The sequence below is a fragment of the Dactylosporangium sp. NPDC048998 genome (assembly GCF_043197855.1).
Classification (GTDB): Bacteria; Actinomycetota; Actinomycetes; order Mycobacteriales; family Micromonosporaceae; genus Dactylosporangium.
This window is the reverse complement of the sequence record NZ_JBICTV010000024.1, coordinates 34,447-58,896: the sequence shown is the minus strand read 5'-3', so window position 1 is coordinate 58,896 and position 24,450 is coordinate 34,447. Positions and strand designations below refer to the sequence as shown.

At 70.4% G+C, this 24,450-nt stretch carries 22 protein-coding genes; 16 read left to right on the top strand and 6 right to left on the bottom strand.

What is annotated here, in order from left to right; genetic code table 11:
- Positions 1–55 precede the first annotated feature (55 nt).
- On the top strand, positions 56–1,024 hold the full coding sequence (locus tag ACGFI8_RS35615; RefSeq protein ID WP_392811362.1) for a threonine/serine dehydratase: 969 nt from the start codon (positions 56–58) through the stop codon (positions 1,022–1,024).
- Positions 1,025–1,167: 143 nt separating this feature from the next.
- On the opposite strand, the gene ACGFI8_RS35610 is transcribed toward ACGFI8_RS35615, so the two are convergent.
- Complete coding sequence (locus ACGFI8_RS35610) at positions 1,168–3,246, bottom strand: S9 family peptidase (RefSeq protein WP_392811360.1); 2,079 nt, start codon at positions 3,244–3,246, stop codon at positions 1,168–1,170.
- Between the two features lie 125 nt (positions 3,247–3,371).
- Between ACGFI8_RS35610 and ACGFI8_RS35605 the strand changes: the two genes are divergently transcribed.
- From ACGFI8_RS35605 to ACGFI8_RS35585, 5 genes are all read left to right on the top strand, one after another.
- Entirely contained in the window at positions 3,372–4,352 is a 981-nt protein-coding gene (locus ACGFI8_RS35605) for an alpha/beta hydrolase family protein (protein WP_392811359.1), read from the top strand.
- Between the two features lie 103 nt (positions 4,353–4,455).
- Complete coding sequence (locus ACGFI8_RS35600) at positions 4,456–5,715, top strand: FAD-binding oxidoreductase (RefSeq protein WP_392811357.1); 1,260 nt, start codon at positions 4,456–4,458, stop codon at positions 5,713–5,715.
- A gap of 84 nt (positions 5,716–5,799) precedes the next feature.
- Positions 5,800–6,600 (top strand): hypothetical protein, encoded by an 801-nt coding sequence (locus ACGFI8_RS35595; RefSeq protein ID WP_392811355.1) that lies wholly within the window; start codon positions 5,800–5,802, stop codon positions 6,598–6,600.
- Positions 6,601–6,686: 86 nt separating this feature from the next.
- The gene (locus ACGFI8_RS35590) at positions 6,687–7,217 is read left to right on the top strand and encodes a helix-turn-helix domain-containing protein (protein WP_392811353.1); all 531 of its coding nucleotides are present in this window, start codon (positions 6,687–6,689) and stop codon (positions 7,215–7,217) included.
- A gap of 32 nt (positions 7,218–7,249) precedes the next feature.
- On the top strand, positions 7,250–7,837 hold the full coding sequence (locus ACGFI8_RS35585; RefSeq protein WP_392811351.1) for a PIN domain-containing protein: 588 nt from the start codon (positions 7,250–7,252) through the stop codon (positions 7,835–7,837).
- 12 nt (positions 7,838–7,849) lie between these two features.
- On the opposite strand, the gene ACGFI8_RS35580 is transcribed toward ACGFI8_RS35585, so the two are convergent.
- Both ACGFI8_RS35580 and ACGFI8_RS35575 read right to left on the bottom strand, forming a co-directional pair.
- Complete coding sequence (locus ACGFI8_RS35580; RefSeq protein WP_392811349.1) at positions 7,850–9,127, bottom strand: hypothetical protein; 1,278 nt, start codon at positions 9,125–9,127, stop codon at positions 7,850–7,852.
- Position 9,128: 1 nt separating this feature from the next.
- Positions 9,129–9,644 carry a SigE family RNA polymerase sigma factor gene (locus tag ACGFI8_RS35575; RefSeq protein WP_392811348.1) on the bottom strand — a complete coding sequence of 172 codons (516 nt, stop codon included), beginning with the start codon at positions 9,642–9,644 and terminating at the stop codon, positions 9,129–9,131.
- Positions 9,645–10,009: 365 nt separating this feature from the next.
- On the opposite strand from ACGFI8_RS35575, the gene ACGFI8_RS35570 reads away from it, so the two are divergent.
- Entirely contained in the window at positions 10,010–10,219 is a 210-nt protein-coding gene (locus ACGFI8_RS35570) for a hypothetical protein (protein WP_392811347.1), read from the top strand.
- Between the two features lie 322 nt (positions 10,220–10,541).
- On the opposite strand, the gene ACGFI8_RS35565 is transcribed toward ACGFI8_RS35570, so the two are convergent.
- Together ACGFI8_RS35565 and ACGFI8_RS35560 are read right to left on the bottom strand one after the other, a co-directional pair.
- Positions 10,542–11,417 (bottom strand): MaoC/PaaZ C-terminal domain-containing protein, encoded by an 876-nt coding sequence (locus tag ACGFI8_RS35565; RefSeq protein ID WP_392811345.1) that lies wholly within the window; start codon positions 11,415–11,417, stop codon positions 10,542–10,544.
- Positions 11,417–12,730: a 3-oxoacyl-ACP reductase gene (locus ACGFI8_RS35560; RefSeq protein WP_392811343.1), complete on the bottom strand. Its 1,314-nt coding sequence runs from the start codon at positions 12,728–12,730 to the stop codon at positions 11,417–11,419. Before ACGFI8_RS35560 ends, ACGFI8_RS35565 begins: the two co-directional genes overlap by 1 nt.
- A 92-nt stretch (positions 12,731–12,822) precedes the next feature.
- On the opposite strand from ACGFI8_RS35560, the gene ACGFI8_RS35555 reads away from it, so the two are divergent.
- The 9 genes from ACGFI8_RS35555 (at position 12,823) to ACGFI8_RS35515 (ending at position 22,692) form a co-directional block, all read left to right on the top strand.
- Complete coding sequence (locus ACGFI8_RS35555) at positions 12,823–14,121, top strand: acetyl-CoA C-acetyltransferase (RefSeq protein ID WP_392811342.1); 1,299 nt, start codon at positions 12,823–12,825, stop codon at positions 14,119–14,121.
- A 127-nt stretch (positions 14,122–14,248) separates the two neighbouring features.
- On the top strand, positions 14,249–15,868 hold the full coding sequence (locus ACGFI8_RS35550; protein ID WP_392811340.1) for a sugar ABC transporter permease: 1,620 nt from the start codon (positions 14,249–14,251) through the stop codon (positions 15,866–15,868).
- 18 nt (positions 15,869–15,886) lie between these two features.
- The gene (gene purB, locus ACGFI8_RS35545) at positions 15,887–17,317 is read left to right on the top strand and encodes an adenylosuccinate lyase (RefSeq protein WP_392811338.1); all 1,431 of its coding nucleotides are present in this window, start codon (positions 15,887–15,889) and stop codon (positions 17,315–17,317) included.
- Between the two features lie 197 nt (positions 17,318–17,514).
- Positions 17,515–17,781: a phosphoribosylformylglycinamidine synthase subunit PurS gene (gene purS, locus ACGFI8_RS35540; protein ID WP_392811336.1), complete on the top strand. Its 267-nt coding sequence runs from the start codon at positions 17,515–17,517 to the stop codon at positions 17,779–17,781.
- Positions 17,778–18,458, top strand: a complete 681-nt coding sequence (gene purQ, locus ACGFI8_RS35535; RefSeq protein ID WP_392811334.1) for a phosphoribosylformylglycinamidine synthase subunit PurQ — start codon at positions 17,778–17,780, stop codon at positions 18,456–18,458. The genes purS and purQ overlap by 4 nt, the downstream gene beginning before the upstream one ends.
- Positions 18,455–20,848: a phosphoribosylformylglycinamidine synthase subunit PurL gene (purL, locus tag ACGFI8_RS35530; protein WP_392811333.1), complete on the top strand. Its 2,394-nt coding sequence runs from the start codon at positions 18,455–18,457 to the stop codon at positions 20,846–20,848. The genes purQ and purL overlap by 4 nt, the downstream gene beginning before the upstream one ends.
- Positions 20,849–20,852: 4 nt before the next feature.
- Positions 20,853–21,611 carry a 2-phosphosulfolactate phosphatase gene (locus tag ACGFI8_RS35525; RefSeq protein WP_392811331.1) on the top strand — a complete coding sequence of 253 codons (759 nt, stop codon included), beginning with the start codon at positions 20,853–20,855 and terminating at the stop codon, positions 21,609–21,611.
- Positions 21,612–22,108: 497 nt separating this feature from the next.
- A complete protein-coding gene (locus ACGFI8_RS35520; protein WP_392811329.1) occupies positions 22,109–22,399 on the top strand; it encodes a hypothetical protein in 291 nt (96 codons plus the stop codon).
- Complete coding sequence (locus ACGFI8_RS35515; protein WP_392811328.1) at positions 22,396–22,692, top strand: ribbon-helix-helix protein, CopG family; 297 nt, start codon at positions 22,396–22,398, stop codon at positions 22,690–22,692. The genes ACGFI8_RS35520 and ACGFI8_RS35515 overlap by 4 nt, the downstream gene beginning before the upstream one ends.
- 486 nt (positions 22,693–23,178) lie before the next feature.
- On the opposite strand, the gene ACGFI8_RS35510 is transcribed toward ACGFI8_RS35515, so the two are convergent.
- Entirely contained in the window at positions 23,179–24,450 is a 1,272-nt protein-coding gene (locus tag ACGFI8_RS35510; RefSeq protein WP_392811327.1) for a type II toxin-antitoxin system HipA family toxin, read from the bottom strand.

Sequence of the window (24,450 nt, the reverse complement as noted above, 5' to 3'; positions counted from 1 at the left end):
TGGATCTCTCATTCGGCGTCCGCGACGAGGGCGGACCAGGTCGGGTGATGTCAGGATGAGCGACGTGACCGGCACCAAGCAAAACCTTGTTCACCTGGACGACATCCGAGACGCCGCCGCGCGCGTCTCGGGTCTCGTGGTGCGCACCCCGCTGCTACCCAGCCCGTGGGCCGAGGAGCTGTGGCTCAAACCCGAGAGCCTGCAGCCGATCGGCGCCTTCAAGCTTCGCGGCGCCACCAACGCGCTGCACCGCCTCGACCTGGAGCGCCGCCGCGCGGGCGTGGTGACCCACTCGTCGGGCAACCACGGCCAGGCCCTCGCCTACGCGGGCCGGGCGCTGGGGGTGCCGGTGACCGTAGTCATGCCCGACGTCTCCACCCCGCTGAAGATCGAGGCGACGCGCGGCTACGGCGCCGAGGTCATCCTGGTGCCCCAGTCGCAGCGCGAGGTGGTGGCGAAGCAGCTGATGGCCGACCGCGGGCTGACGCTGATCCCGCCGTACGACCACCCGGACATCATCGCCGGGCAGGGCACCGTCGGCCTGGAGATCTTCGAGGACCTCTCCAACGTCGACGTGGTCGTGGTGCCGGTCGGCGGGGGCGGGCTCTCCTCCGGCGTGGCGACCGCGGTCAAGTCGCTGGCCCCGCACGTCGCCGTGATCGGCGTGGAGCCGGCGGTCGCCGCCGACGCGGCCGAGAGCCTCGCCGCCGGCATGGTCCGGGTGTGGCCCGAGGAGCGGATGCTCAGCACCGTCGCCGACGGGCTGCGCACCGCGCTGTCCGAGCTGACGCTGGCGCACCTGTCGACCTACCTGGACGCCATCGTCACCGTGAGCGAGGAGGAGATCCTCGACACGGTCCGCACGCTCGCGCGCAAGGCCCGGCTGATCGTCGAGCCCAGCGGCGCTGTGGCCACCGCGGCGGTGCTGCACCGCCGCGACGAGCTGCCCGCCGGCCGCACCGTCGCGGTGATCAGCGGCGGCAACATCGCGCCCGAGCTGGCGGCCCGACTCTTCGGGGCCTGAGGCACTTATCCACAGCCTGTGGGTAACGCCTGTGTGGATAGGGGCCGTTACGCCCTGCCCTGGGCGGTCGTCCGGCGGTTATCCACAGGCGGCCGGCGCGTTGTCCACAGGCAGGCGCGCCGCCTGTGGACAACGCTGTGGATTCAGGCCTTCCCGACCCGGTCGAGCAGCCAGGCCGTGATGAAGGCCTCCTCGCGCCAGGCGTCATAGCGCCCGCTCGGCCCGCCGTGCCCGGCGCCCATCTCGGTCTTGAGCAGCACGTGCGACGACGGCGAGACCGCGCGCAGCCGGGCCACCCACTTCGCCGGCTCGTGGAAGAGCACCCGCGTGTCGTTGATGCTGGTCACCGCCAGGATCGCCGGATACGGCACGGCGGCGAGGTTCTCGTACGGGGTGTACGACTTCATGTAGACGTACACCTCCGGATCCTCCAGCGGGTTGCCCCACTCCTCCCACTCGGTGACCGTCAGCGGCAGCGACGGGTCGAGGATGGTGTTCAGCGCGTCGACGAACGGCACCTGCGCCACGATCCCGCCGAACGCCCCCGGGGCCAGGTTGGCCACCGCGCCCATCAGCAGACCGCCGGCCGAGCCGCCGCGGGCCACCAGCCGCTCCGGCGCCGTCCAGCCGGCCTTGACCATGTGCTCGGCGCAGGCGAGGAAGTCGGTGAACGTGTTCTTCTTCGCCAGCAGCTTGCCCTCGTCGTACCAGCGCCGGCCCATCTCGCCGCCGCCGCGGATGTGCGCGATCGCGAAGACCACGCCGCGGTCCAGCAGCGACAGGCGCGGGATCGAGAACCACGGGTCCATCGACGACTCGTACGAGCCGTAGCCGTACAGCACCGCCGGCGCCGAGCCGTCCCGCGGTGTGCCGGCCTTGGCCACGATCGAGATCGGCACCCGGGTGCCGTCGTCGGCGATCGCCCACTCGCGGTGCTGCTCGTAGCGGGACGCGTCGAAGTCGCCGAGCACCGGCTTCTGCTTGCGCAGCGTGAGCTCGCCGCTGTCCAGGTTGCAGTCGTACACCGAGTCGGGCGTCACCATCGACACGTAGTGCAGGCGGAACGACGTGGTGTCGTACTCCAGGTTGGCCTCGGGCCCGACGGAGTACAGCGGCTCGGGGAAGACGATGTCGTACGGCGCGGCGCCGTGCAGCGGCACCACCCGCAGGCCGGTCAGCCCGTCGCGGCGCAGCGAGACGACGAGGTGCCCGGAGAACGCGTCGACCTGCAGCAGCCGGGTGCCCGGCCGGTGCTCGATCAGCGTGGTCCAGTCGCCGGGGTTGTCGACCGAGGTGTACGACAGCGCGAAGTCCTCGGCGCCGTCGTTGTGCAGGATCAGGAACCGGTGCCCGTGGTGCTCCACCGAGTACTCGACGCCCTGCCGGCGCGGCGCGATCGAGCGCGGCGCGGTGGCCGGCGCGTCGGCCGGGATCACCAGCACCTCGCTGGTGAGCTTGCTGTGGATGTCGATGAGCAGGAACCGCTCGGAGCGGGTCAGCTCCACGCCGACCCAGAACCGCTCGTCGAGCTCCTCGTGCACGATCACGTCGTCGCCGGCCGGCGTGCCGATCGTGTGCCGCCACACGCGGTAGGGCCGCCAGGCCTCGTCGACCCTGACGTAGAACAGCGTCGAGCCGTCCGCCGACCAGGCCGAGCCGTAGAAGGCGTCCTCGATGACGTCGGGCAGCACCTCGCCGGTGCGCAGGTCCTTGACCCGCAACGTGAAGCGCTCGTCGCCGGAGAAGTCGGCGCTGTACGCCAGCAGGTTTCCGTCGACGCTGAGGTCGAACGTGCCCAGGGCGAAGAACTCGGAGTCGCCGGCCAGCTCGTTGCCGTCGAGCAGGATCTCCTCGCCCGGCAGCGCGGCGCCGTCGCCGATCTCCGGCGGTGCGGCCCGCCCGGCCTCGGCCGCGATGCGGCAGTGGATGCCGTACTGCTTGCCGGCCTCCGTACGCGTGTAGTACCAGTAGCCGCCCTTGCGGGTCGGCACCGAGAGGTCGGTCTCTTTCGTCCGCGTCTTGATCTCGCCGAACAGGGTCTGGCGCAGCGGCTCGAGGTGGGCCGTGGCCGCTGTGGTGAACGCGTTTTCGGCCTCGAGATAGGCGACCGTGTCCGGATCGTCCTTGTTCTGGAGCCAGAAGTACTCGTCGACCACGGTGTCGCCGTGGTGGACCCGCTCGTGCGGGACCCGCTTCGCGGTGGGCGGCTGCTCGGTTGTCACACGTCCAGACGTTACCCCCATCCGAACGCAACCACGCGCGTCGTTCGGTGGTCTGTCCATCAGGAGAGAAGCGACGCCGGTACCGTCATGTCTCGAAGTTCGGGCGAGACCACGGAGGGATGCCGGTGCGGCGTCGTGGGGTGTTGCACATCGGGGTGACCGGGCTGGCAGCGATGCTGGTCCAGGCGTGCTCCGAGGGGTCGACGACGACACCAGGGGCGGGGAGCGGTTCCGCGTCGCTGACGGCCGATCCACAGGCCGGGTCGACGTTCGACCCCTCGGGGTACGTTCCCCCGGCGGTGCCGATCGCGGAGCTCAAGAAGCTCTACAACTACGACAAGGGATCCACGCTCAACGCGCAGCTCACCGACAAGCGCAGCGGCGACGGGGTCATCCTCGAGGACATCACGTACTCCGACACGCGCGGCAACGACGAGATCCCGGCGTACGTCGTCAGTGCCGACATTCCCGGCGACACGCTGCGGATGCCGGCCGTCGTGTTCGGCACCGGGCCCGACGGCAACCGCGACACGCTGCTCGACGAGGCCACGGCGCTGGCCCGGATGGGCACGCTGGTCATGGTGACGAGCCTGCCGATCAAGCCCACCGGCGACCCGTCCGCCGACGCCAAGGTCGTCGCCAACGCGGTCGTCGCCCAGCGGCGCGCGTTCGACCTGCTGATCCGGCGCACCGACTGCGACGGCTCCCGGGTCGGCTACGCCGGACACCACTCGGGCGCGGCCCTCGGCGCGGTCCTGCTCGGCCTGGAGTCGCGCATCACCGGCGCCGTCCTGTCCGCCGGGACGAGCCGCTTCTCGCGCTGGATGGTCAAGCAGAAGGTGCCGCAGGACTGGCACGCGTACCTCGACTCGCTGGCCCGGTTCGACGCCGGCCCCTACGTGGCGGTGGGCGGCAAGCGCTCCGTCCTGCTGCAGTTCGGCAAGCGGGACGCCGTGGTGCCGGAGGCCGAGCGCGCCGAGCTCGCCGCCGCCGTCGCGGGCGCGAAGCAGCGCAAGGACTACGACACCGGCCACGACCTCGCCCGCTTCGCCGACGCCACCGCCGACCGCACGGCGTTTTTCAAGCAGGTCTTGCGGCTGAAGTAGCGAGGGCCTAATCTTTCGAACGTATGTTCGACTAAGTTGACGTGTCATTGGGATTACCGCGATTCCCATCGACCGATCTTCCCCACGGCGACGATGCCGGCTGGTGACCAGGGAATCGGGAGTTGCGGTGACGGTGATCGAGGCGTTGGCCGACGCGTGCGGCCCGGAGCACGTTTGGGAGGCGGGGCCCGCCGACACCGTCGACGGGGTGCCTGTCGGTTGGGTGGCCGCCCCGGGCAGTTCCGGCGAGGTGGCGGAGGTGCTGCGGTTCGCCGCCGCCGAGGGTCTCTCCGTCGTGCCGTCGGGCGCGGGGACGAAGCTCGACTGGGGGCCTCCGCCCACCCACGTGGACGTGCTGCTCGACCTCGGCCGGATCACGGGCGTGCTCGACTACGCCCCCAGCGCGATGACCGCGACCGTCGCGGCCGGCACCCCGCTGCGGGCGCTGCGTGCATACCTGCTCAAGGAGAACCGCCGGCTGCCGCTGGACGTCGGCTCCCCGGCCGCCACGCTCGGCGGCGTGCTGGCCACCAACGAGGCCGGCCCACTGCGGCACCGCTTCGGCGCCCCGCGCGACCTGGTCGTCGGCGTGCAGGTGGCGCTGGACGAGGGCAGCCTGGAGCGCGGCGATTTGACCACGGACGGCTACGACCTGGCCCGGCACGTCTGCGGCTCCTACGGCACGCTCGGCGTGATCACCGAGGCCACCGTCCGGCTCGAGCCGCTGCCGGCCACCCGCGCCTGGGTGATCCGCCCGGTGTCGACCCCGCGCGAGGCCCAGCGGCTGACCGAGGCCCTCGTGGCCTCGCCGCTCGACCCGGTCGCGATCGAGGCCGATCTGCCCGGCAGCGCCGGCGGCCGCCCGGCCGAGTTCGCCGCGCTCTTCGAGGGCGACCGCGCCACCGCGACCCTGCGCGCCGAGTCGGCCGCGAAACTGCTCGGCGGCGGCGCGACGGTCGAGCAGCTGCCGCCCGCCTGGTGGGGCCGCTACCCGTTCGACGTCGACGACGTCGCGCTGAAGATCTGGGGCCGGCCGAGCGAGCTGTTCGCGGTCGTTTACGCCCTGCGTGACGCGGCGGGCATGCCGGTGCCGGTGCGCGGCTCGGTCGGCCTCGGCGTGGCGCACGTGGCCCTGCCCGGCACGATCTCGCCCGAGCGCCTCGACGGCATGCTGACCGCGGCGCGCACGGTGCTGCTGGCCCGCGGCGGCGGGGGCTGCAGCCTGCTGCGGGCCCCGCTGGACCTGCGTGAGCTGGTGGAGAGCGACGGCCCCGCCCCGCTCCCGCCCGCCGCGGCCCGCCTCAAGCTGGCACTCGACCCCGAAGACCGCCTGGCACCGGGCCGCCTGCCCGACCTCGCCTGAGTTATCCACAGGCGCCGATCGGGTCTGGTCCGCGCCCAGCCGAGGCGGAAGGCTTGGCACCAAGGCTCCGGGGGGAGAGATTCGATGGCGCGACCCAGGAAACGGCGGCTCGGCAACGTGCTCGCGGGAGCGGCCGTCGTCGCCTGCGTGCTGCTCGCGGCGTTCGGGTTGACCGAGCTCAAGCGCGGCTCCGCCACCTCGGACTGCCTCCCGGCCCGCGCACCGAAGACCGGGCCCGCCGCGCCGGCCGAAGGCGGGCTCGTCGTCGCCGAGCAGGGCTTCAGCAAGTTTCATCCGTGGTCCTACAGCCTCGGGGCGGTCGTGGCCAACAACTCGCCGAAGGCCGCGTATCGGACCAGGTTCACGCTTCGGATGCGGGACGCCGACGGGTTGCCGCTCTGGTCCGGGGAGTCCGAGGAGATTCCGCTGATCATGCCCGGACAGCGGCTGGCGGTCGGGCTCGGCGTGAACGTCCCCGTCGAGGGAGCGTTCCCCGCGACCGGGATGTCGGTCGAGTTGGGCGAGACCCACTGGGTCCCGGTCGACCGCGGAAACCTGCTGTTCCAGTCCTTCGACGCACGGGCGGGCGCGACCCCCGGGAACACGACGAACCCGGCGGAGATGTACTTGTGGGTCGCTCCGAGCGGCGACAACGAGTCCCACTGCGGCGGCCTCACCGAAAAGGGCGCCGGCGTCGTGTTCCGCGGCGCCGACGGGGCGATCATCGGCGGCGCGAGCGGCGGCACACGGAACGGGAGCTACTGCGTGGGCTCACACTTCGAGGAGGGGCTAGGCACCTTCGCGGTCCCGCCGGGCGCCGACCTGACCCGCACCCAGGTATCCATCTACTGCGACGTAGCCGAGCCCGGTGGGGCCACCCAGTAGCCGGATGAGACTGGCCGCGTCGGCCTGTCATGACCTGGGCGAAAGAAACGAAAGATGCTACGGTCCTTTCGTTGGAGGGAGTCGTCATGGCCGGCGCAACGTTGCAGCAGGAGACCTACCTGCCCGAGGCGGATACCCAGGTCGCCCGCATCTATGACTTCCTGGAGGCCCATGAGAGGGTTGGACGTGGCGTCCCTGAGCCGCGTTACTTCCTTGCCGGAGCCACGCCTGGTGACCAGGTGGAGTTGCCGGCCGAGGTCTACCGAGCGGTTCGCCAGGTTGTGGAGGCGCTCAGGCAGGGACTCGCCGTCACCGTGGTTCCGCAGACTCAGACGCTCACGACACAGCAGGCTGCCGACCTTCTGGGTGTGACTCGACCTACGGTCATCAAACTCCTTGATGAAGGAAAGATTCCATTCGAACGGTCCGGCACTCACCGTCGAATCTTGCTTCGAGACTTGCTTGCGTATCGCCAGCAACGACGCTCGGAGCAATACGCCGCGCTTGACGCGACGGGCGTCAAGCTTGATGACGAAGAAGATCTCGAAAGTGCTCTACAGCAGCTCCGAGAGGCTCGGAGGGCTGTGGCCGCTCGGCGTCGAGGCGTACGAGAATGACACGATGTGAGCGCCCCTGAGAAGATGCACGCGTGTTCACAGCGGTCCTCGATACCTGCGTTCTCTGGCCTAGTTTGCAGCGAGACTTCCTGCTGTCTCTTGCAGTCGAGGGTATGTATCGCCCAGTGTGGAGTGCCGCCATTCTCGAAGAACTCGAATATCACGAGGCGATGAAGCTCGTCAGCCGCGGTGAGGAGGAGGGCACGGCGAGCCGGCGAGCCAACCGCCTCGTCCAGCAGATGCGAGCGGCGTTCGACGACGCTGAGGTGCACGGATGGGAAGGGCTGGACGGCAGTTACGGTCTGCCGGACCCGGACGACGAGCATGTGCTTGCTGCGGCGGTAGTGGCTGGTGCAGGCGCCATCGTTACGCACAATCTGAAGCACTTTCCGTCCGATCGGCTCCCACTGGGAGTTGAGGTCCTGCCACCCAGCGAGTTCGCGGCTAACACCGTCTCACTGGACCCGGTCCGCGCACGTGCCGCGGTGTCGGCCATCGCTGAGCGGTCAGGCAAGCAAGGGCCACCCCTGACTGAGCATCAAGTCCTTGATGCGCTGGTGAGTCGATACGGCATGACGCAGGTTGCTCAGCTTCTGCGAGACATCTGCTCCGAGGCATAGCAGTGACGGCGGTCAGCTGCAGCGCCAGAGGACTGGGTGGATGTCGCCTGACTGGTCGTATGAGTTGCCGGTGATCGTGTGGGCGTCGTCGCTGATCGTGATGGGCAGGACGCTCTGCGGGTGTGGGTAGGCGTGGGGCAGTTGGATCCGCTTGTCGCCGGCTACCAGTATCGCGTGGCCGTCCGGGCCTGTGCCTGCGAGCCAGCCGCGTGCGTTGACCAGGGACGTGTCCTGGTCGGGGAGGGTCTGTACCGCGCCGGTGCGCAGGTCCCAGCGCGTCCGCCTCACCGACGGCGTGTAGGCGCCGCTCGAGCCGATCGCCCAGCCGTTGCGCACGTGGCTCACGGTGCTGCTCGGACCGGGCTTCCCGCCCCCGTTGGGCGACACCGGGGTGCCCGGCGGCAGTGGGAGCTGGCGGCCGGCGTCGTCCGGGCCCCAGACGTACGGGAACTGCTGGACGCCGATGGTGATCAGGCCGACCACGGTGCCGTCGTCGTCGATGTCGTTCGCCGCGCCGCCCTGCGCGTCCTTCGGCAGTGGCAGTTCGTGCGGCGGGGCGGTCGCGTCGCGCCAGACGACCGGGTGGGAAAGCGGGCCGAATCCGCCGTGCCCCCGGTTGCCGGCGATCGCGCCGCTGGCGTTGATGCTGACCGCGGTGGCGTCGGTGCCGCCCGGCAGGGTGGTGACCTTGCCGTCGCGGTAGAGGCGGGCCGTGGTCGTTCCGTTGTCCATGCTCCATCCGACCGCGGTGCCGGCCTCGTTGACCGAGTTGATTTGCGGCTCGTCGCCGGGGATGTCGATCATCGAGAGCTTATTGCCCTGCCACAGGACCACGCGGTTGACGTCGGCGCCGTACTCGGCCAACCCGAAGATCAGTTTGCCGGTCGGGTCGGCCGCCGTGACCAGTGTCTTCGGCGCGCCGCTCGGGGCCGGGAGCTTCTCGGCGCGGCACGACCGCGGCGCGCCGGCGCCCGAGATCGGTCGCGGGGTTGCGGTGAGCGGGTCGACGGTGCCGGACGTCGAGGGCGGCGCTGGCGTGACCCCGGTCGGCGATGTGCCGCCGGGCGGGGGCGCGAGGCGGTCGTCGCCGGTCGCGGCCAGCACGGCGGGCACGGCCGCCACGGCGAGCACCGCCAGGCCGACCGCGCCGGCGATCGCCGCCCGGCGGGTCGTGCGGCGCCGGTGGCCATCGCGCATGGCACGGCGGACGTCGACCGCGGGCGGCCGGGGCGGGTCGTCGCGCAGGGGCCGCAGCAGGTCGCCGGCGTTGTGTTCGTCGAGGTCCACCACTTCAGCGCTCCTTCGTCAGGGCGGCGACGGTCCGCTCGCCGAGCAGGCGGCGCAGCGCCGTCAGCCCGTGGGAGGTCTGGCTCTTCACCGTGCCTGCCGAGACGCCGAGAATCTCGGCGACCTCGGCGACCGGCAGGTCGTACATGAACCGCAGCACGAGCACCGCCCGCTGGCGGCGCGGCACCCGGGAGAGCGCGGCGCGCAGGACCGTGCGGTCGTCCGCGTCATCCGAGGCGGGCGTGACGGCCTCCGGCGGCTCGGCGAACAGCCGCACCCGCGCCCACGCGAGCCGACGCTCGTCGATGAATGCGTTGACGAGCATGCTGCGGACGTACCGGTCGAGGTGGTCGACGCCCCGGATCTTCGGCCACCGCATGTAGAGGTTCGTGATCGTCTGCTGGACGATGTCGTCGGCGCGGTGTGAGTCGCCGCTGAACGCGTACGCGAGACGGTGCAGGGCCGGCAGGCGCGCCGTGACGTATTCGACGTACTCGTCGTCGGCCGAAGTGTCGCCCATCCGTGGCGTCCCTCCCGTCGGGGATTTCGTCCACCCTCAGACGGGCCCGGGCGGCGCTCAGGTTGTACGCGACTTCTCCGTCCACACCACGAGCTGTTCGCGGCCGTCGATCTGTGTGGTGTACCGCCGGGCCGGCGGCCAGCAGCGGCAGGTACGTCGCCTTGCCGCCCACCACGCCCGCGAGCAGCAGCGCGAAGAGCGCCCAGCCGCGCCGTCCGGCCCGGCCGCGCAGCAGGTCGGCGAGGACCACCATCAGCGGCACGAAGAGCAGCGCGCCGAAGGTCTGCGTCGGGCCGGTCCACACCGTCTGGCGCAGCGCGGCGCCGTCGTCGAGGCCGCTGAAGGCGAGATCGCGGTAGAAGGCGTTGAGCTGCCACTGGTACGGGTTGGGCGCGAGCACCAGCAGCGTCACCGCGCTCGCCGCGACGCCGGTCCACCAGCCGCCGGTGACCCGCCGGGCGAGCACCGCCACGAGCACGGTGAACGCGATCAGCATCGGCAGCATGGGCAGGCGCAGCAGCAGGACGTTGGCCTCGATGCCGGTGACCCAGCTCGTCGCGGCGAGCTCGGGGTAGACGAACCAGTGGTACAGCAGCGGCTCGCCCTCGATCCAGGGCGCGCGCATCGGCATGTGGTGCCGGGCCTCGCCGACCAGCGCCAGGTGGAACGTCGAGTCGGTGTCGGGGGAGGCGTTGGCGGGGTAGCTCAGGCCGTACACCCGGTAGAACTTGACGCTCCAGACCAGCGTCAGCCCGGCGAGCGCGGTCATCGCCCACCGCCACGGCGCGGGCGCGCGAACGCGGCGGCCAGCAGCAGCGCCGGGCCGGTGTACCGGTGTACCGGTGTTCGCGAAGCCCGGCTGAGCCCACACGGCCGGCGGGCGCCGCCTGCGCGGGCTCAGCCGGCGGCGCCGCCCTCGTCGGGGTCTGCACAGTCGGGGTCAACGATCGTGCCGGCCAGGTGGGGCTTGCCTGTCCTCCGATCGTGTACCGCGAACCGCCACCCGGCGCCGTCGGGGGTCGCGGAGAACCCCACCGTGGCGGGCAGCAGGACCGGGAGCTTGAACGCGACCTCGACCGCGTACGCGTCCGGCAGGCGGCCCTCGAGCGCGGCGAGGCAGCGCGCCTTGGTCCACATGCCGTGCGCGATCGTGGCCGGGAAGCCGAACGCCCGGGCCAGGATGCGGCTGGTGTGGATGGGGTTGCGGTCACCGGACACGCGGGCGTAGTCGGTCCCGGTGCGTCGTGGGACGCGCCAGGTGGCGTTGGGCGGCTCGACGGTTTGCGATCTTTCAGATTTAGCGGATTTATCCGACTTGGTGGTTTTGCGGAGGTAGGTCGAGCGATCGGTCCACACGGTCTCGCCGTCGATCGACGCGGTCGCGACCACGTCCAGCTGGGTGCCGCGCTCGTGCGGGCGCAGCGCCTCCGCGCGCACCGACAGCGAGAACGCGTCCGAGGACCGCAGCGGGCGGAGCATCTCGACGCGGTTCGCCACGTGGACCAGCCCGAGCAGCGGGAACGGGAAGTCCGGCGCCGTCATCAGCGCCATGGCCAGCGGGAACGCGAGCACGTGCGGGTAGGTGGCGGGCAGTTGGTCGCCGAGCCGGAACCCGCACACCCGGTCGTACTCGGCCAGGTGCGCCAGGTCCACCCGAACGCCGTCGAGGCGCAGCCCGCGCTCGGGCAGCGTCGTGCCGGTGGAGCGGCGCAGCGCGGCGGCGCGGTACAGCGGCCCGAGCCGCGGCGGCCGGTCGAGCACGGTCGTGCTCATCAGGCCCCCAGCAGGCTCTGCCCGCAGACCCGGATGACGTTGCCGTTGACCCCGCCCGAGGCCGGGTGGGCCATCCAGGTGACCGTCTCGGCCACGTCCACCGGCAGCCCGCCCTGGGCCATGCTGTTGAGCCGCCGGCCGCCCTCGCGCGCGAACATCGGCATCGCGGCGGTCATCCTCGTCTCGATGAACCCGGGCGCCACGGCGTTGATCGTGAGCCCGTGCTCGGCGACCGCCCCGGCGCTGGCCTGCACCAGCCCGATCACGCCCGCCTTCGACGTGGCGTAGTTGGTCTGGCCGCGGTTGCCGGCGATGCCCGAGACGGAGGAGACCGAGACGATCCGCCCGTTGCCGCCGAGCAGGTTCTCGGCGAGCAGCACGTCGTTGATCCGTTCCTGGCTGGAGAGGTTGACGTCGAGCACGGAGCTCCACTGCCCCTCTTCCATGCGCCCGAGCGTCTTGTCCCGGGTGATACCGGCGTTGTGCACGAAGACGTCGGCGTGCACGTGCCGGGTCGCGATGAAGTCGGCCAGCCGGCGCGGCGCGTCCTCGACGGTCAGGTCGAGCTGCAGCGCGGTGCCCTTGACGTCGTTGGCGACCCTGGACAGGTCCTCGCCGGCGGCCGGCACGTCGAGGCAGACCACGTGCGCGCCCTCGCGGGCCAGGACATGGGCGATCGCCTCGCCGATGCCGCGGGCGGCGCCGGTGACGATCGCGGTCTTGCCCACCAGCGGCTGGTCCCAGTCGTCCGGCACGTCCACGGCGGCCGGCCCGATGCGGACCACCTGGCCGGAGACGTACGCCGAGCGCCCCGACAGCAGGAACCGCAGCGTCGACTCGGTGGCCTCCTCGGCGCCCGGCGCGACATAGATGAGCTGGGCGGTCGAGCCGCGGCCGACCTCCTTGCCGAGCGAGCGCACGAAGCCCTCCAGCGCGCGCTGCGCGGTGGCCTCGCGGGCGCTGGTACACAACTCCGGCGGGCTGCCGAGCACGATCACCCGGCCGGATGGGCGCAGCGAGCGGATCACGGGGTGAAAGAATTCGTACAGTCCCCGCAGTGCCTCGCTGCCGGTGATGCCGCTGGCATCGAAGATGAGCGCCGCGCAGCGCCCGTCGGCGTCCGCCGCGACGGGCAGCTTGTCGAGGATGTGGCGGGTGGGTTCGGCCAGCCGGCCCGACCCGCCCAGGGTGACCGGCCCGAACTCGGCCCCCTTCCCATATCTGCGCAGCTTTGGTGGATCCGGCAGGCCCAGTCGTTTGACGAAGAACCGGCCGGCGCCCGAGTGGGCGAAGGTCGCGTAGCGATCGGTCATTGCGGTGCCTCCCCAGTCACAACAAACGCGCTAACCTACTCGCGAGTAGGGTAACGCCCAGGATGCCCTGACGCGTCGAGAAGGAGACACCGATGGCCCCCTCGAAAGCCCCGATCCGGGTAGCAGTCGTCGGCGGTAACCGCATCCCCTTTGCGCGCTCGGGCAGCGCCTACGCCACTGCATCAAACCAGGACATGCTGACCGCCGCCATAGACGGACTCGTGGCACGTTTCGGCCTCGCCGGGCAGCGCCTCGGCGAGGTCGCCGCCGGTGCGGTGCTCAAGCACAGCCGCGATTTCAACCTGACGCGTGAATCCGTACTCGGATCCCGCCTCGACCCACGGACTCCGGCGTACGACGTGCAGCAGGCATGCGGAACCGGTCTCGAGGCGGCGATCCTGGTCGCCAACAAGATCGCCCTCGGACAGATCGAGGTCGGCGTCGCGGGCGGGGTCGACACCACCTCGGACGCGCCCCTCGGCGTGAACGAGGACGCCCGGCGGATCATGATGGAGCTCAATCGGGCTCGCTCGCTCGGCGCCCGGCTGCGCGCGGTGAGCAAGTTCCGGCCTACCCAGATCAAGCCGGATATCCCGCGCAATTCGGAACCGCGCACCGGCCTGTCCATGGGCGAGTCGGCGGCGCTCACCGCGGTGGAGTTCGGTATCGGCCGCGAGGAGCAGGACGCGCTCGCGCTGGCCTCGCACCGGCGCCTGGCCGCCGCCTACGAGCGGGGCTTCTTCGACGATCTCGTCACGCCGTACCTCGGGCTGTCCCGCGACCAGAACATGCGCCCGGACACGTCGCCGGAGAAGCTCGCCGCGCTCAAGCCGGTCTACGGCCGCGGCCCGCAGGCGACGATGACGGCCGGCAACTCCACCCCGCTCACCGACGGGGCGGCGGTCGTGCTGCTGGCCTCGGAGGCCTGGGCCAAGGCGCGCAGCCTACCGATCCTGGCGTACTTCTCCACCGCCGAGACGGCCGCGGTGGACTTCGTGCACGGCGGCGACGGCCTGCTCATGGCCCCCGCCTACGCGGTGCCCCGGATGCTCGCCCGCGAGGGCCTCGCCCTGCAGGACTTCGACTTCTACGAGATGCACGAGGCGTTCGCCTCGCAGGTGCTGGCCACCCTGAAGGCGTGGGAGGACCCGGCGTTCTGCAAGGAGCGCCTGGGCCTGCCGAACTGGACGGACAAGCCGCTCGGTGCGATCGACCGGGACCGCCTCAACGTCAACGGCTCGTCCCTGGCGGCCGGCCACCCGTTCGCCGCGACCGGCGGCCGGATCCTGGCGACCATGGCGAAGCTGCTGGCCGACAAGGGCTCCGGGCGCGGCCTGATCTCGATCTGCGCGGCCGGCGGCCAGGGTGTGGCGGCCATCGTGTCACGCTGAAACGCGCTGAAAACTGCCCCGGCCAATATCGTGTGTGCATGACCGGTCCGGAGCGGAGCGGAGGGGCCGGTCATCAGGAGCGCAGGTTCAGGTCGTGTCGCGGCCGGAGCGAAGCGGAGGAGACGACATGACCGTCCAGCCGACGATGCTGCGCCCGGCCACGCCGCGACCCTCCTGGCAGGTGGTCGTCGGCCTCCTCCTGCCACTGCCCGCGCTGATCCTGCTCATCACCACGTACGTCGAACCCGCGATCTGGACGATCCGAACGTCGTTCGGGCGCTTCACCGGCATCCGTGGGCTGACCGGGGCCGGCGACGCCCCGTCCGCCGGCCTGGACAACTACAACCGCGCCTTCGACGGCGGCCTCGGCGGGGCGCTCGGATACGTCCTGACCCTGGCCGTGGTGCCGCTGCTGATCGTGCTGCTGCTGGCGCCGGCGCTCGCCTGGGCCGCGCACAGGTCCGGCCGGGCGATGCGCTGGGTCACCCGCGGCGCGCTGGTGATCCCGCTGGCCGCCTTCGCGCCGTTCGGCATCGCGCTGGCGAGCGCCTCGTCGGAGCGCGGGCAGCGCTGGGCCTACTGGGCGGGCACCTTCGGCGTCGTCGCCGCCGTCGCGGTGCTGATCTACCTCGCCGCGTTGCGCACCAGCCGCGGCCCGTGGCCCGGGGTGATCATCGGCGGGGTGCTCGCCGTGCTCGCCGTGCTCGGCGTGGTCGCCGCGGTCCTGCAGGACTTCACGTTCGGGTGGTCGTACCGCTATGTCGCGGATGGCCACGCCACCCCCGCGACCCTGATGTACGAGAGCGCGCTGATCCGGTTCGACCTCGGCACCGGCGCGGCGATCTCGGCGGTCCTCCTGGTGGCGCTGCTGCTGCTCGGCCTGCTCGCGACGCTGCTCGTGATCGTGACCGGCCTGCGGCTGGAGGCGCGCCCAGCTGTCTCGGATGTCGCGGACATCTCGGCCGCCACGGACGCCGCGCACTCCCGGCGCGGGCTCGCCCGGCCGGGCGCCGCGGCGCTGCTGGTCGTGGTGCTCGTCGTCACCGGCGTCGGCCTCTGGCCCTGGCTGTCGCACCTCGGCGACTCCCCGCGCGCCGACGTGCCGTCCACCTGGGTGAACACCTGGCTCCCGCCGGTGATCTCCACCCTGGTCGGCGTCACCGCCGCCGCGCTGGCCGCCTTCGGCATCAGCGGCCTGCGCCCGCTGGGCCGGCACAGTGAGTGGCTCCTGCTGCCGTTCGGGCTGTTCCTGTTCGTCGGCGGCGTGCCCCTCGCGCTGCGCGCCTTCGCCGCCGGCGCCACCGCCGGCCGGCTCGACTCGTTTCTGGCCCTGATCCCGCCGTCCCGCCTGGCGATCCCCGCGCTGTTCGTGCTGGCGCTGCTGTTCCGCGGCCAGGCCCTGCGCCGCGACGCGCTGATGCAGCAGAACCGGCCGGCGTCCTGGTGGCCGGTCGTGCTGCCCGCCCTGCCGATGTTGGCCCTGGCGTACGTGGCCACGTGGTTCGTGCAGGCCCAGGACCTCATCTGGCCGCTGATCACGTCCTCGAGCCAGCACCCGACGGCCCAGTTCGTGATGCTGCAGATCCTGCAGTACGGCGACGTCGACCACCTGCCGTACGGCCGGCTGCTCCCGATCCCGCTGCTGTTGCTCCTCCTGCTGGCCGGCGTGGCCGCCCAGCTGTTCTACCTGGACAAGGTCGCCCTGCACCACGGCGCTGTCGAGCGCGACCACCCGCCCAGAACGTAGGCAGGCAGAATGGGCGGTGTGAACAAAGCGCGGATTCCCGATGTGCTCGCCGCCCGTTACGCCTCGCCCGAGTTGGTGGGCGTCTGGTCGCCGGAGGAGAAGGTGCGCCTCGAACGCCGGCTCTGGCTGGCCGTGCTCAAGGCGCAGCGCGACCTGGGCGTGCCGGTGCCCGACGGGGTCGTGGAGGCGTACGAGCGGGTCGTCGACGACGTCGACCTGGCCTCCATCGCCGAGCGGGAGCGGGTCACCCGGCACGACGTGAAGGCCCGCATCGAGGAGTTCTCCGCGCTGGCCGGGCACGAGCACATCCACAAGGGAATGACCTCGCGCGACCTGACCGAGAACGTCGAGCAGCTGCAGATCCGGCTCTCCCTGGAGCTGGTGCGCGACCGCACGGTGGCCGCGCTGGCCCGGCTCGCCGCCCGCGCCCGGCAGTACGACGAGCTGGTCATGGTGGGCCGGTCCCACAACGTGCCGGCGCAGGCGACCACCCTCGGCAAGCGGTTCGCGAGCGCCGCCGAGGAGCTGCTCATCGCGTACCGCCGGATCGAGAACCTGCTCGAGCGCTACCCGCTGCGCGGGATCAAGGGCCCGGTCGGCACCGCCGCGGACCAACTGGACCTCTTCGGCGGCGACGCGGGCAAGGTGGCGGAGCTGGAGCGGAAGGTCGCCGAGCACCTCGGCTTCCGCCACGTGCTGACGAGCGTCGGCCAGGTGTACCCCCGCTCGCTGGACCTCGACGTGGTGTCCGCGCTCGCCCAGGCGGTGGCCGGTCCGTCGAGCCTGGCCACGACGATCCGCCTGATGGCCGGATACGAGCTGGTCACCGAGGGCTTCAAGGCGGGCCAGGTCGGGTCGTCGGCGATGCCGCACAAGATGAACACGCGCTCGTGCGAGCGGGTCAACGGGCTCGCGGTGGTCGTCCGCGGCTACCTGTCGATGATCGGCGAGCTGGCCGGCGACCAGTGGAACGAGGGCGACGTGTCGTGCTCGGTCGTGCGCCGGGTGGCGCTGCCGGACGCGTTCTTCGCCGTCGACGGGCTGTTTGCCACCTTCCTGACGGTACTTGACGAGTTCGGCGCCTATCCGGCGGTCGTGGCCCGGGAGCTCGACCGGTACCTGCCCTTCCTCGCCACCACCCGGGTGCTCGTCGCCGCCGTCGGGCGGGGCGTGGGCCGTGAGGATGCTCACGAAGCGATCAAAGAGCACGCCGTCGCCGTGGCGCTCGCCATGCGCGAAAAGGGCATCCAGGACAACGATCTGCTGCAGCGGCTGGCCGGCGACGAGCGCCTGCGGCTCTCCCCGGACGAGGTCCAGGCCCTGATCGGGGCGCCGTCGACCTTCGTCGGCGCCGCATCCGCGCAGGTCAGCGCCCTGGTCGAGGAGATCGGCGCGGTCGTTGCGGCGCACCCGGCGGCCGGCGCGTACGTCCCGCCGCCGATCCTCTGAGCAGCGGGCGCGCGGCGGATCTTGGCTCCGCCGCGGCCCGGTAAGATGCGTGTCGGGCGATGTTTCTCGGGCCTCGCCGCCGATCAGCCGGACCTGTCGACCCAACCGTGACACGGCCGGTGATCTGCGGCGTTGCCCCGCCCGGTAGGCTCGTGTCGCTCGCCCTCGAGCGCCCGACTCAACGTCAGGAGTGCCCCGTGGCCCGCGTCGTGGTGGACGTCATGCTCAAACCGGAGATCCTGGACCCCCAGGGTCAGGCCGTCGCGAACGCGCTGCCGCGCCTCGGCGTGGTCGACGTCGCCTCGGTGCGCATCGGCAAACGCATCGAGATCGAGTTCGAGGGCGCCGCCGACCTCGAGCGCGCCCGCGAGATCGCCGACAAGCTGCTCGCCAACCCGGTGATCGAGGACTTCACCCTGCGGGTCGAGGAGCGGCTGGAGCAGCCGGAGGGCGAGGAGCAGTGACCGCCCGCATTGGTGTCGTGACGTTCCCCGGTTCGCTCGACGACCGTGACGCCGCCCGGGCCGTGCACCTCGCCGGCGCCGCGGCGATCCCGCTGTGGCACGCCGAGGCCGAGCTCTACGGCGTCGACGCCGTGATCCTGCCCGGTGGCTTCTCGTACGGCGACTACCTGCGCGCCGGCGCGATCGCCCGGTTCTCCGCGGTCATGGACTCCATCGTCCAGGCCGCCGGCGACGGGCTGCCCGTGCTCGGCATCTGCAACGGCTTCCAGGTGCTCTGCGAGGCCCACCTGCTGCCCGGCGCGCTCACCCGCAACCAGCACCTGCACTTCCGCAACCGCGACCAGGGTCTGCGCATCGAGAACAACGCCACCGCCTGGACCGTCGGCTTCCAGCCGCGCCAGGAGGTCGTGATCCCGGTGAAGAACGGCGAGGGCTGCTACATGGCCGACGCGCGGACGCTCGACGAGCTCGAGGCCGAGGGCCGGGTCGTCGCGCGGTACATCCGCGGAAACCCCAACGGTTCGCTGCACGACATCGCGGCGATCAGCAATGCAGCCGGCAATGTCGTCGGGATCATGCCCCACCCGGAGCACGCCGTCGAGGTGCTTACCGGCCCGTCCATCGACGGTCTGGGCATCTTCACGTCCGTGCTCGCACACCTGGGAGCCCGTGTATGACTTCCATCCCCGCCGAGGACCGCCCGTTCGACACCGTCGAGCAGGCCGCCAAGACGCCGGACGAGGAGCAGCCCTACGAGGAGCTGGGCCTTCGCGAGGACGAGTACCAGCGGATCCGCCAGATCCTGGGCCGGCGCCCGACCACGTCCGAGCTCGCCATGTACTCGATCATGTGGAGCGAGCACTGCTCGTACAAGAGCAGCAAGGTCCACCTGCGCCAGTTCAGCGAGAAGGCGCCCAAGTCCGACCTGATGCTCGCCGGCATCGGCGAGAACGCCGGCGTGATCCGGATCTCCGACGAGATCGCCGTCACGTTCAAGGTCGAGTCGCACAACCACCCGAGCTTCGTCGAGCCGTACCAGGGCGCGGCGACCGGCGTCGGCGGCATCGTCCGGGACATCCTCGCGATGGGCGCCCGCCCGGTCGCGGTCATGGACCCGCTGCGCTTCGGCGCCGCCGACCACGAGGACACCAAGCGCGTCCTGCCCGGCGTCGTCGCCGGCGTCGGGGGCTACGGCAACTGCCTCGGCCTGCCCAACATCGGCGGCGAGGTTGTCTTCGACCCGTGCTACCAGGGCAACCCGCTGGTCAACGCGCTGTGCGTCGGCGTGCTGCCGGTCAACCGGCTGCAGAACAAGGAGGCACACGGCCCCGGCAACGCGGTCGTCCTCCTCGGCGCCAAGACCGGCCGCGACGGCATCGGCGGCGTCTCGGTCCTGGCCAGCGCCACCTTCGACAGCGACGGCCCGGCCCGCCGCCCGTCGGTGCAGGTCGGCGACCCGTTCATCGAGAAGCTGCTCATCGAGAGCTGCCTCGAGCTGTACGAGCGGGACCTCATCGTCGGCGTCCAGGACCTCGGCGGCGCCGGCCTCACCTGCGCCCTCACCGAGACCAGCGCCGCGGCCGGCACCGGCATGGACGTCGACCTCAACCTGGTGCCGCTGCGCGAGGCCTCGATGGACCCGCAGGAGGTCCTCGCCAGCGAGTCGCAGGAGCGGATGCTGCTCATCGTCGACCCGGACAAGCTCGACGAGGTGCTCCGCGTCGCCGAGCGCTGGGGCGTGATCGCCACCGCGATCGGCCACGTCACCGACACCGGCCGGCTCGTCATCAGCTGGCACGGCGAGACCGTCGTCGACGTGCCGCCGGGCTCGCTCGCCGACGACGGCCCGGTGTACGCCCGGCCCATGCGCGAGCCGGCCGACCTGATCCTGCTGCAGGCCGACCGCGCTGAGACCCTGCCCCGCCCGCGCTCCGGCGTCGAGCTGCGCGAGACCGTGCTGCGCCTCGCCGCCAGCCCCAACCTGTGCGACAAGAGCTGGGTCACCGAGCAGTACGACCGCTACGTGCAGGGCAACACGATCCTCGCCCAGCCCGAGAACTCCGGCGTCGTGCGCATCGACGAGCAGACCGGCCTCGGCATCGCGCTCTCCGTCGACGGCAACGCCCGCTACGCGCGCCTCGACCCGTACAACGGGGCCAAGCTCGCCCTCGCCGAGGCCTACCGCAACGTGGCCGCCTCCGGCGCCACCCCGCTCGCCGTCACCAACTGCCTCAACTTCGGCTCCCCCGAGGACCCGCAGGTCATGTGGCAGTTCGCCGAGGCCGTTCGCGGCCTGGCCGACGGTTGCGCGGAGCTCGGCATCCCGGTCACCGGCGGCAACGTCAGCTTCTACAACTCGACCGGCTCGCAGGCCATCCACCCGACCCCGGTCGTCGGCGTCCTCGGCATCATGGCCAACGTCGGCAGCCGCGTCCCGATGGGCTTCGGCGGCGACAGCGACCTCATCATGCTGCTCGGCGAGACCACCGACGAGCTCTCCGGCTCCGAGTGGGCTTGGGTGACCCACGAGCACCTCGGCGGTCAGCCGCCGCGCGTCAACCTCACCCGCGAGCGCATCCTGGCCTCGGTCCTCACCGAGGCCGGCGAGCGCGGCCACCTCTCCTCAGCGCACGACCTCTCCGACGGCGGCCTGGCCCAGGCGCTCGTCGAGGCGACGCTGCGGTACGACTGCGGGGCGAACATCACCCTGCCGGAGGACATGAACCCGTTCGTGGCGCTCTTCTCGGAGTCCACGGCCCGGGCCCTCGTCTCCGTGCCCCGGGGCCACGAGAAGGCGTTCACCGCCCTCTGCGGCCAGCACGGCCTCCCGGCCACCGTCATCGGAACCGTCGACGGCCGCAGCCGCGCCCTGGATGTCCGCGGCCAGTTCACCATCTCGCTCGACGAGCTGCGCGCCGCGTGGACCGGCACCCTGCCGGCCCTGTTCGGCAAGGTCTCGACGGAGGCGCCCGCCTACCTGCCCCCCAACGAGCCCCAGCCGGCGATCTTCGAGCCGGTGGAGGCACCGGAGGTACCGCACGCCCCGCGCGACGACGACGAAGCCTGACCCCATGGCGGAGGGTGTCCACAGCCAGCCAGGCTCTGGCGCCCGCTTCGACTGGGGCCCAGCGGGCGCCGCCGAGCTCGCACGCGTCTGCTCAATCCTGGTGGTCGTAGACGTACTGTCGTTCTCGACGGCCGTCGACATCGCCGTGGGCCGGGGCATCCGCGTGCACCCGTTCCCGTGGAGCGACCAGGCCCGCGCCTACGCAACCCGCCTGGGCGCCGCGGTGGCCGTGGGCCGCCAGCAGGTCAACGCCGACCACCCGTGGAGCCTGTCCCCGGCCGCCCTGCAGTCCGCCCCACTCGTCGACCAGCTGGTCCTGCCGTCACCCAACGGCGCGACCATCTGCTCCGCCGCCGCCTCAACAGGCGTCCCGGTGGTGGCCGCCTGCCTGCGCAACGCCCCCGCCGTGGCCGACTGGCTGCACACCCACGGCTACGGCACCCCCACGAACGCCGTGGGCGTCATCGCGGCCGGCGAACTGTGGCCGGACGGCACCCTGCGCCCGTGCGTCGAGGACCTCCTGGGCGCCGCCGCCGTCCTGGACGGCCTCTCGATGCTGGGCGCGCCCCTCTCAGTGGAGGCCGCCGTGTCCCTGGCGGCCCTGGCCGCGGTACACAACGTCGAGGCCGCGGTACGCCGCTGCGTGAGCGGCCAGGAGCTGATACAACGGGGCTTCGCCGAGGACGTCCGCCTGGCCATCCAGTACGGCACCTCCGACACAGTCCCGGTCATGACCGACGGCGAGTCCTTCACCGCCGCCTGACCCCCACCAAGCGTTGGCTGGGTCTGGCTCATGGGGGTCCGTGCGGACCTGCACCGAAGACTGTGTCTGTAAACGGCAACATCACCAGACTACGTGTCACACAAGTCGCAGTTCACTGACATGCGCTGGACCACTGTGTCTGTAAAAGGCCGGTGTGCCGACACAGGCGGCCCGTCGGGCGGTGTTCTTGCCGCTCAGTGGACGGTTTGGCTGATCGCTGCGGAGAGCGTGGGATTCGAACCCACGGAGACGCGGAACGCCTCACCGGTTTTCCAAGACCTGAGCACGCACCGCGGCTGAGCTGCCCTGACGGACCTGACGAGGGCATCGATGACACTCCTCAGGCGCGGATGTCGTCCCAGCACAGCTGCCATCTCAGCTGCTCGACCTAGACGGCCCGGGTACAGCGTGTTCGGCGGTCACCCGACCCCGGGGCAGGCGGTGTAAATCTCACGGTCGTATGGCTGTCGGAGTATTACCGGTAATACGATGCTCCCGTGAGCGAGTTGCAGTGGCGGATGCCGCAGCCGGATGAAAGTCCGCAGGCGACCTTGAGGGATGGGCTGACCGTGGCCGACGTCGCCGAGGCCCTGGACCGCGACGAGCGGCTGCAGCTCCGGGCGCACAGCGACCTGTTGCTGCTCGTGGTGGCCGAGACGGACGCCCTTGTGCTCGTTCGGGTGTTGCTGGTGCGGAACGACGACTCGTTCGTCTGGCGGGTGCACAACGCGCGCGTGGCCAGCGCTGCCGATGGTGAGCAGTGGACGCAGAGGGGAGATCAGCGATGACCGGGACGGCGGATTTCGAGCGGATGAGCAGGGACGAGATCGCAAACTGGCTGCTGGAGGCCGACGACATCACTCCCTGGCGCGAATGGGCGAAGCCGTCGAGCCCGTCTGGGACCTTCGTCCAGGTCGACCCGGCCGGCGAGGCGGTCGAGCGGGTCGTGACGGTGAAGATGCCAAGCGACATGGTTGCGAGGCTGGATAGCGCCGCCGGCCGCGACCGGGCCGGCCGATCCGGCATCATCCGGGCTGCAGTCGAGGAGTACCTGGAGCGGCACCAGGGGGAAGCTGCGTAAGCCAAGCGATTGCTGCTCTCTGTAACGCCCGCCAGTTTCGTCCGACCAGCCCTCGGCGACGGGCACCGTTGTACACCCGCACTCCGCCGTCGGCGTGCGGACACAGAGCGTTCGCACTGAGGCTTGGCCCCTGCGAGGTTCGGTGAAATCTAGCGAGACGGCGGGCCGGTAGGCGGAGACGCAGTAGGGCAGCGTTTCTGCTGCTTTGCAGCGTTTCTGCGGGTCTTGAACGGAGGGCGCGGGATTCGATCCCACGGAGACGCGCCAACGCCTCACCGGGTTTTCAAGACCGGGAACACAGGCCTTGATCTGCCAAAACACGGCCGGGGAGCGCACCGATGACACGCCTCAGGCACACGTCCCCGACTGCGGCCACGCCCCAGACTGCACCGCTCCATCACTGAAGCTTGCCTTCGGAGTAACACACTTCCGTGTCGGCAGGTTTCGCTCTGCCAAGAGGACAACCATCTGCTACCCGTCGGTGGTTCAACCTCGCGCGCTAGCACCGGCGCGAAAAAGGGGCAAGCTATCGCGCCAGGCGGTGAGTCGGAGAAGTTGATCGGACGTAAGAAACTCGCGTAAAATGTTCCATTCTGCTTCTACTGCGTCAATCATCCGCAAAATTCGCTGTCGCACTACGGCTGTCTCTAGTCCGGCGCGAAGCGCGAGTCTGTCAAAGCTTTCAAGATTCACGGCCTTAAAGTTGCGAGAGGAGTTGAGCTTCAACCCTAGGTCGTCGTCCGGGATGTACAACACTGTAGGAACTACGTCGTAAAGTGGACTGAGAGCCGCATTAACACCGTCGGGGTAGATGATCGCCCAATTCTTAAGATGGGCGTCTCCATTTCCGATCAGCACGTTCAGCACGATTCGATCGATGACTTCGTACGCTGCCGCATCGCCACATATTGCCGCAGTTAGGGAGCCTATCGTCTCGAAATTTGCGCGCCTGTACTTCAGTCGATCATTCGCAGTCGGAACATTAAGGATCTGTGCAAATACTTCGGCATGGACCCTGCCGCTCCTTGGCAAGCGATCAAAGCGCTTTATCGCTAACGCCTGCCCCGGCTGGTCTCGTGCCCACAATGGCAGCCCGGAGATCTCACTAACATTTATCAAGAACGTTTCTGGAACGTCGATTCCGACGTGGCGCGCGAGTTCGAGACTCGCCATCTCGGCCCTTGGAACACCGTCAAACCCGGGCCTTCCGTCTGGAAGCTTAGCTATCCAGTCGCCAGCCTGCCCCTTGGAGGGAATGGTTAGGCCCTTGTCTTGCTGAAGAAGGACCGAAAATTTTGGCTGAAGTCCAGCCAAGCTGAATTTGAGCACCGGATCCTCGGAGACATCGTGGTCGTCTTCAGGAGGAGGGGCATCTTCGGTAGGAGGACCGGCGCGGTCGCTATCTGACGCCACAACTCGTAGTGCGCCAGGGAGATCATCCTCGCCGAGTGCCATGAGTAGAGGGAATTCGCGTTTCAAATTTACCTTCGTCGCCATCGCTGCCGCGGATCTTAGATAGCCCTCAGGCAATAGATGGGAGAACCAGGTTGGAATCGCCACACGTTGACTTGGCTGCCAGTCTCGCTCGTTGTCCTCGAAGATCTGACCTAGAACGCATCGTTGAGGGAGTTCCCAGTACTCAGACGCTGACTCGAAACGGGTCGTTTCATTGTTGTAGATGAGATGTCCCACGAGTTGCCAGTCACCGGTCGGAGACCGCAGTTGGACGTCTGCCACGAGATGAGAAGGAATGTCCAT

What these genes read in the sequence shown, in the direction of transcription:
- ACGFI8_RS35615 (WP_392811362.1), top strand. Translation starts at nt 56, where the DNA reads ATGAGCGACGTGACCGGCACCAAGCAAAACCTTGTTCACCTGGACGAC.
- ACGFI8_RS35595 (WP_392811355.1), top strand. Translation starts at nt 5,800, where the DNA reads ATGGCGCGACCCAGGAAACGGCGGCTCGGCAACGTGCTCGCGGGAGCG.
- ACGFI8_RS35590 (WP_392811353.1), top strand. Translation starts at nt 6,687, where the DNA reads ATGGCCGGCGCAACGTTGCAGCAGGAGACCTACCTGCCCGAGGCGGAT.
- ACGFI8_RS35575 (WP_392811348.1), bottom strand. Translation starts at nt 9,644, where the DNA reads ATGGGCGACACTTCGGCCGACGACGAGTACGTCGAATACGTCACGGCG.
- ACGFI8_RS35565 (WP_392811345.1), bottom strand. Translation starts at nt 11,417, where the DNA reads ATGAGCACGACCGTGCTCGACCGGCCGCCGCGGCTCGGGCCGCTGTAC.
- ACGFI8_RS35560 (WP_392811343.1), bottom strand. Translation starts at nt 12,730, where the DNA reads ATGACCGATCGCTACGCGACCTTCGCCCACTCGGGCGCCGGCCGGTTC.
- ACGFI8_RS35555 (WP_392811342.1), top strand. Translation starts at nt 12,823, where the DNA reads ATGGCCCCCTCGAAAGCCCCGATCCGGGTAGCAGTCGTCGGCGGTAAC.
- ACGFI8_RS35550 (WP_392811340.1), top strand. Translation starts at nt 14,249, where the DNA reads ATGACCGTCCAGCCGACGATGCTGCGCCCGGCCACGCCGCGACCCTCC.
- purL (WP_392811333.1), top strand. Translation starts at nt 18,455, where the DNA reads ATGACTTCCATCCCCGCCGAGGACCGCCCGTTCGACACCGTCGAGCAG.
- ACGFI8_RS35525 (WP_392811331.1), top strand. Translation starts at nt 20,853, where the DNA reads ATGGCGGAGGGTGTCCACAGCCAGCCAGGCTCTGGCGCCCGCTTCGAC.
- ACGFI8_RS35515 (WP_392811328.1), top strand. Translation starts at nt 22,396, where the DNA reads ATGACCGGGACGGCGGATTTCGAGCGGATGAGCAGGGACGAGATCGCA.
- ACGFI8_RS35510 (WP_392811327.1), bottom strand. Translation starts at nt 24,450, where the DNA reads ATGGACATTCCTTCTCATCTCGTGGCAGACGTCCAACTGCGGTCTCCG.